General features: G+C 72.6%; 7 protein-coding genes. 5 read left to right on the top strand and 2 right to left on the bottom strand.

Going from position 1 to position 6,714, the window contains the following annotated elements; translation table 11 throughout:
* The first annotated feature begins 220 nt into the window (after positions 1-220).
* From gatC to ABWK99_RS11820, 5 genes are read left to right on the top strand one after another with little or no spacing between them, the layout of a single operon-like run.
* Positions 221-517, top strand: coding sequence for an Asp-tRNA(Asn)/Glu-tRNA(Gln) amidotransferase subunit GatC (gene gatC / locus ABWK99_RS11840; RefSeq protein WP_372594906.1), 297 nt, complete (start codon positions 221-223; stop codon positions 515-517).
* Positions 517-2,043: an Asp-tRNA(Asn)/Glu-tRNA(Gln) amidotransferase subunit GatA gene (gatA, locus tag ABWK99_RS11835; RefSeq protein WP_372594905.1), complete on the top strand. Its 1,527-nt coding sequence runs from the start codon at positions 517-519 to the stop codon at positions 2,041-2,043. The genes gatC and gatA overlap by 1 nt, the downstream gene beginning before the upstream one ends.
* Positions 2,040-3,554 carry an Asp-tRNA(Asn)/Glu-tRNA(Gln) amidotransferase subunit GatB gene (gene gatB, locus ABWK99_RS11830; RefSeq protein ID WP_372594904.1) on the top strand — a complete coding sequence of 505 codons (1,515 nt, stop codon included), beginning with the start codon at positions 2,040-2,042 and terminating at the stop codon, positions 3,552-3,554. Before gatA ends, gatB begins: the two co-directional genes overlap by 4 nt.
* Before the next feature lie 13 nt (positions 3,555-3,567).
* A complete protein-coding gene (locus ABWK99_RS11825; protein WP_372594907.1) occupies positions 3,568-4,128 on the top strand; it encodes a GNAT family N-acetyltransferase in 561 nt (186 codons plus the stop codon).
* A 58-nt stretch (positions 4,129-4,186) separates the two neighbouring features.
* A complete protein-coding gene (locus tag ABWK99_RS11820; RefSeq protein WP_372594903.1) occupies positions 4,187-4,498 on the top strand; it encodes a 4a-hydroxytetrahydrobiopterin dehydratase in 312 nt (103 codons plus the stop codon).
* Positions 4,499-4,507: 9 nt separating this feature from the next.
* Here the strand turns inward: ABWK99_RS11820 and ABWK99_RS11815 are convergent, their stop codons facing one another.
* Together ABWK99_RS11815 and ABWK99_RS11810 are read right to left on the bottom strand one after the other, a co-directional pair.
* Positions 4,508-5,593 (bottom strand): peptidase C39 family protein, encoded by a 1,086-nt coding sequence (locus ABWK99_RS11815; protein WP_372594902.1) that lies wholly within the window; start codon positions 5,591-5,593, stop codon positions 4,508-4,510.
* Positions 5,590-6,714, bottom strand: a 1,125-nt coding sequence (locus ABWK99_RS11810) for an oligopeptide/dipeptide ABC transporter ATP-binding protein (protein WP_372594901.1), incomplete at its 5' end; no start/stop codon positions are given. The genes ABWK99_RS11815 and ABWK99_RS11810, both read right to left, overlap by 4 nt.

The raw sequence follows: 6,714 nt of genomic DNA, 5'->3' as shown, positions 1-6,714 counted from the left end.
GACGACACGGACGGCGGCCGGCGTCGAGACCACCTACCGGGCCGACGCCGCGGCCGATGCCTATGCGATGGCGCTGCTCGACCTCGTCGCCCGGGCGACGGACGGCGCCTCGACCTGAGCAGCCGGCCCAGGGCGCGATCCACCCGCTCCGGGCGGCTCGACGGTCCCGCCACCTGGTCCGTCCCATGACTCGGCTCCGGCTGCACCTAGACTCTGCGCCATGTCCACTCTTTCTCGCGACGAGGTCGCGCGCGTCGCCGCGCTCGCTCGGATCGACCTGTCCCCGGACGAGCTGACCCGGTTGGCCGGTGAGCTCGACGTGATCGTCCACTCGGTTGCCCGGGTGCAGGAGGTCGCCGGGCCCGAGGTCCCCGCCACCAGTCACCCGCTCCCGTTGACGAACGTCTTCCGCGAGGACGTCGTGGAGCCCACGCTCGACGTCGACGAGGTCATGGCAGCAGCGCCCGACGCGGACTCCGGCCGGTTCTCCGTCCCGCAGATCCTCGGGGAGGAGTGATGACGGATCCCACCCGCATGTCAGCGGCGGCGCTCGCCGAGGCACTGACGGGCGGCGAGCTCTCCAGTGTCGAGGCGACGACCGCCCACCTGGACCGCATCGCCGCCGTCGACGGCGCGCTGCACGCCTTCCTGCACGTCAGCGGCGAGAAGGCGCTGGCGACGGCCCGTGAGGTCGACACGCGCCGCGCGGCGGGAGAGGAGCTGCACCCGCTCGCCGGCGTGCCGATCGCCGTCAAGGACGTCGTCGTCACCCGCGGCATGCCCACGACGGCCGGCTCGCGCATCCTCGAGGGCTGGATCCCGCCGTACGACGCGACGCTCGTCGAGCGTCTCAAGGCCGCCGGTCTGCCGATCCTCGGCAAGACGAACATGGACGAGTTCGCGATGGGCTCGTCGACCGAGCACTCGGCCTACGGCAACACGCACAACCCCTGGGACCTGGACCGGATCCCCGGCGGTTCGGGTGGTGGCAGCGCGGCGGCCGTCGGCGGATTCGAGGCCCCGCTCGCGATCGGCACCGACACCGGTGGCTCGATCCGTCAGCCGGCCGCCGTCACCGGCACGGTCGGCGTGAAGCCGACCTACGGCGGCGTCTCCCGCTACGGGCTGATCGCCCTGGCCTCGAGCCTCGACCAGGCCGGCCCCGTCACGCGCACCGTCCTGGACTCGGCCCTCCTGCACGAGGTGATCGGCGGGCACGACCCGCACGACTCGACCTCGCTCGACGAGCCGCTTCCCGATCTCGTGGGCGCCGCTCGACGCGGCATGACGGGAGACCTCACCGGCGTGCGCGTCGGCGTGGTGACCGAGCTCAACGGTGAGGGCTACCAGCAGGGCGTGCGCGCGCGCTTCGACGAGGCGCTGACGCTCCTGCAGAAGGCCGGTGCGGAGATCGTCGAGGTCTCCTGCCCGAACTTCCAGTACGCCCTCGCCGCGTACTACCTCATCCTGCCGAGCGAGGCCTCGAGCAACCTGGCGAAGTTCGACGGGATGCGCTTCGGCCTGCGCGTCGAGCCCTCCGATGGACCGGTGACCGCCGAGCGGGTGATGTCCGCCACGCGCGGTGCCGGGTTCGGTGACGAGGTCAAGCGCCGCATCATCCTGGGCACCTATGCCCTGTCGGCCGGCTACTACGACGCGTACTACGGGAGCGCGCAGAAGGTCCGCACGCTCATCCAGCGGGACTTCGCCGCGGCGTTCGCCCAGGCCGACGTCCTGGTCTCCCCGACGGCGCCCACCACGGCCTTCAGGCTCGGCGAGAAGCTTGACGACCCGATGGCGATGTACCTCAACGACGTCGCGACGATCCCGGCCAACCTCGCGGGCATCCCCGGGATGTCCCTGCCGTCGGGGCTCTCCGACGACGGACTGCCCGTCGGCTTCCAGATCCTGGCACCGGCGCGCGCCGACGACCGCCTGTACCGGGTCGGCGCGGCACTGGAGTCGCTCCTGGAGGCGCAGTGGGGCGGCCCGCTGCTCGACCGAGCACCTGAGCTTCCGACGACCGAGGGGAGTGCCCGATGAGCAACCACGAGCCCGCGACCCTCGTCGACTACGACGAGGCGGTGCGCCGCTACGACCCGGTCATCGGGATCGAGGTCCACGTCGAGCTGGGCACGGCGAGCAAGATGTTCGACGGCGCGCCGACGGAGTTCGGTGCCGCGCCGAACACCCAGGTGACCCCGACCTCGCTCGGCCTGCCGGGTGCCCTGCCCGCGCTCAACCGCACGGCGGTCGAGTCGGCCATCAAGATCGGCCTCGCCCTGCACTGCGAGATCGCCGAGGTCTGCCGCTTCGCCCGGAAGAACTACTTCTACCCGGACGTGCCGAAGAACTTCCAGACCTCCCAGTACGACGAGCCGATCGCCTTCGACGGGCACCTCGACGTCGAGCTCGACGACGGCACCGTGGTGCGCGTGGAGATCGAGCGGGCGCACATGGAGGAGGACGCGGGGAAGAACACCCACGTCGGCGGTGCCACCGGACGCATCCACGGCGCCGACCACTCCCTCGTCGACTACAACCGTGCCGGCATCCCCCTGGTCGAGATCGTCACGAGGCCGATCACGGGCGTCGGTGACCGCGCCCCGGAGGTGGCCCGCGCCTACGTCCAGACGCTGCGGGACATCTTCCGGGCGCTGGAGGTCTCCGAGGCGCGGATGGAGCGGGGGAACGTCCGCGCGGACGTGAACGTCTCGCTGCGCCCGACGCCCCAGTCACCTCTGGGGACGAGGACCGAGACGAAGAACGTCAACTCCTTCCGCTCGGTGGAGAGGGCCGTCCGCTACGAGATCTCCCGCCAGGCCGCCGTGCTCGACGAGGGCCGCACCGTGACGCAGGAGACCCGCCACTGGCACGAGGACACCTCGATCACCACGGCGGGGCGCGTCAAGTCCGACGCCGAGGACTACCGCTACTTCCCCGAGCCCGACCTGCTGCCGGTGGCTCCGAGCCGCGAGTGGGTCGAGGAGCTGAGGGCAGGACTGCCCGAGGTCCCGAGCGTCAGGCGCCGCCGGCTCCAGGCGGCATGGGGCTACGCGGACGCCGAGATGCGCGATGTCGTCAACGCCGGCGCCGTCGAGCTCATCGAGACCACGATCGCTGCCGGGGCCTCGCCCGCCGCCGCTCGCAAGTGGTGGATGGGCGAGCTCGCCCGCACGGCGAACACGGAGGGCCTCGAGCTCACCGAGCTCGCCGTCACCCCCACGCAGATCGGCGAGCTGCAGGGCCTGGTCGACTCGGGCCGGCTCAACGACAAGCTCGCCCGCCAGGTCCTGGCCGGGGTGCTCGCAGGCGAGGGCAGCCCCGCCGAGGTCGTCGCGGCCCGCGGCCTGGAGATCGTCTCGGACGACGGTCCGCTGCTCGAGGCGATCGACGCGGCCCTCGCGGCTCAGCCGGACGTCGTCGCCAAGGTCAGGGGCGGCAACCTCGGCCCCGTCGGCGCGATCATCGGTTCGGTCATGAAGGCGACCCGTGGCCAGGCCGATGCCGGCCGGGTCCGGGAGCTCGTGCTCGAACGCATCGGGCAGGAGTGACCTCGTGAAGGGGATGCCGATCCTCGTCGGCGAGATGGTGGTCCTGCGTCCCATCCGTGCGAAGGATGCGGACGCCATGTGGGAGATGTGCCAGGACGAGGAGGGCAACCGCCTCACCGGCACCGTCGTGGAGTTCACCAGGGAGCAGGTCGACCAGTGGTGCGCCTCTGTCGCCGATCGTGACGGGCGGGCCGACTGGGCGATCACCCACGGTTCGGACGAGTACCTCGGCGAGATCGTCGTGAACTCGATCGACCACCACTCGATGAACGCGAACCTGCGGCTCTCGATCCGCCCGGGGCACCGCGGCCGGGGCTTCGGCGGCGAGGCGATCTCCCTCGTGCTGGATCATGCCTTCGCGCCGGCACCCGAGGGGCTCGGGCTCCACCGCATCTCACTCGACGTGCTCAGCATCAACCCGCGTGCGCGTGCGCTGTACGAGAGCCTCGGATTCGTGACGGAGGGTCGACTGCGCGAGGCCCACCGCGACGGTGAGCACTGGTGCGACGTCATCGACATGGGCCTGCTCGCCGAGGAGTGGCGCGCGGGGGCTGGCGGCGGCCCTCGGGCGTGACGGCTGTGACGTGCGGTCCCTACTGGTCATGCGCCGGCCGGGATGGGAGTGTGGGGCGATGATCCTCGACCCGGAGGCCGTGGCACGGGCCGTCGACGCGCGCCACTGGGGTGTGGTGGACGGTCGGCTGGAGTCGATCGTCTCGACGGGGACCTTCCTCGCCGGCCTGGACCTGGTGGTCGAGGTGGCGCGCGTGGCCGAGGAGCTCGGGCACCACCCGGACGTCCTGCTCGCCTACCCGACGGTGCGGCTGACGAGCGTCTCGCACGACGAGGGTGGGCTGACCGCCCGCGACATCGCCCTCGCTCGTGCGCTCAGCGCCCTCCTCGACGACCGCGACCTGGAGGCCGGGCCGCCGCGAACCGCGTAGGCGGTGCGCTCAGCCCAGGACGACCATCGCGCGGTAGCGGGGGTCGCCGTACCCGGCGAGCCGGTCCATCAGGTCGGGCGGGATCGCCACGTCGGTCCCGTCCACCCAGGTCTCGCCCAGGTACTCGTCGGTCCAGGGGTCGTTGGCCAGCAGCACCTCGCCGAGTGCGCCGTGGACCACGATCCAGTGCGGATCGGCGTCCGCGTGCATCGGTGACTGGTCGATCAGCACGGTGACCACGGCGCCGGCCGCGACCAGCCGGCCGATCTCCTCCACCGCGAACCTCCGGTGCTCCACCTCGACGCCCGCCTCGACCGCGCGGACGGCGAAGTCGGCCTGGATGGCGGAGCGAAGCTCGGTCGTGGACGCGTTCTGGGTGACGTCCTCCAGCAGGATGGGTCCGCGGGTGCTGATCACGACGCGCGTCGGTACCGCCCGTGTCGCGGTCGCCAGGGCGAGCCCGTACGGGTCGCAGGCGCCGATGAGGGTGGCCTCCCGCCACAAGCCGATCTCGGTCGCCCGGTCCGGGGCGGGGGCGAGGCCCAGGTGCGCCATGCCCATCGAGACCGCCACCGGCCCGCAGGTGAACTCGGTCGTCTGCCGCATGTAGCCCATCGTCGGGACGGGCGTCCCTTCCCGGTGCCGGACGAAGCCGCGGGGGATGTCGGCGCTGTCGTGCGGGAAGGGGGACGGGACGTGCGGGTCGGGGAGCGCGGTGAATCCCCGGTCGGTCAGCACGGAGGGGCTCAGGTCGTCGTCGGCGTCGACGGCGACCTTGAGCAGGATGCTCCCACGTCCCCATGCCGCGTCCTCCGCGGCGGCGAGCAGGGCGTCGAGGGTCCGCGCGGCCGCGTCCCCGCACGACAGCCAGCCGTTGAGCGTGCTGGACGCCGTGCCGGGCCTGCTCACGAGCATCGCCGCGCCGAGCGCGCTCCCGTCCTGCTCGGCGGTGAGCACCACGCGCTCCTGGACCCCTCCCGACCGGCGCCACCGGTCCACCGCGCGGCCCGTTCCCGGGTCGATGCCGGCGGTGGCCAGGACATCGTCCACCGTCTGCTCGCCCGCCAGGGGGGTGACCTGCACCTGGATCGTCATCGCTCCTCCTGCCCGGCGCGGCCGGGGGCCGCCGCCATGAGTCGGCGGGTGTACGGGTGCTCCGGGGCGCTCAGGACCCCGTCGGCAGGGCCCTGCTCGACCACCTCGCCGTCGAGCATCACGTAGATCCGGTCGGCCACCTGGCGCACGACGGCGAGGTCGTGCGAGATGAACAGCATCGAGAGCCCGAGCGAGGCACGCAGCTCCGCGAGGAGGTTGAGCACCTGGGCCTGGACGGTCACGTCGAGTGCCGAGACCGACTCGTCGCACACCAGGAGGGTGGGGCGGGTGGCCAGGGCGCGGGCGATCGCGACCCGCTGGCGCTCGCCTCCCGACAGCGATCTCGGCCGTCGGTCGGCGTAGTGCGCGGGCAGGCCGACCATCGTCAGCAGCTCGGCCACGTCGCTCGCCGGACGCCCGGCGACGGCGAGGGCCTCGGCGAGCGTCGTCCGGATGCGCAGGGCCGGGTTGAGCGCGGAGTAGGGGTCCTGGAAGACGATCTGCATGGCGGTGTGCCGTGGGCGGTCGGTGGGCCGACCGTTCCGCAGGGCGCCGTGGAACTCGATGCTGCCGGAGTCCGCGCTCTCGAGGCCGATGAGGCACCGGGCGAGGGTCGTCTTGCCCGACCCCGACTCGCCGACGACCCCGACGCACTCCCCGGCGCGGATCTCCACGTCGACGCCGCCGAGTGCCGGGCGGCGCGCCCCGGGGAAGGTCTTGGTCAGGGTGCTGATCGACACGAGGGCCTCGTGCCCCACCTCGTCCCCGGTGGCGGCGGGCCCCTGGTCGGGGGCGGCGTCGATGGCCAGGTACTCGGCACCGAGCACGCAGGCGCTGGACCGCTCGGGGGTGATCGGCAAGAGGACGGGTCGCTCGGCCGTGCACTCCTCGTGCACGTGAGGGCAACGCGCCGCGAACGGGCAGCGGTCCAGGACGGTCGCCGGCCGGGGGACCGATCCCTCCACCGCGGGGAGGTGGGCCAGCCGGACGTCGAGCGGGGGGTTCGCCGCATGCAGAGCCCGGGTGTACGGATGACCGGGGGTGGCGAGCACCTGGGCGGCCGGGCCGGACTCGAGCACCTGCCCCGCGTACAGCACCAGCAGCTCGTCGCAGGTGCTCCG

Origin of the sequence: Actinotalea sp., assembly GCF_041597215.1 — a bacterium.
Classification (GTDB): Bacteria; Actinomycetota; Actinomycetes; order Actinomycetales; family Cellulomonadaceae; genus Actinotalea.
Note: the sequence above shows the minus strand (reverse complement) of the source record. Positions and strands in the feature narration are given on the sequence as shown.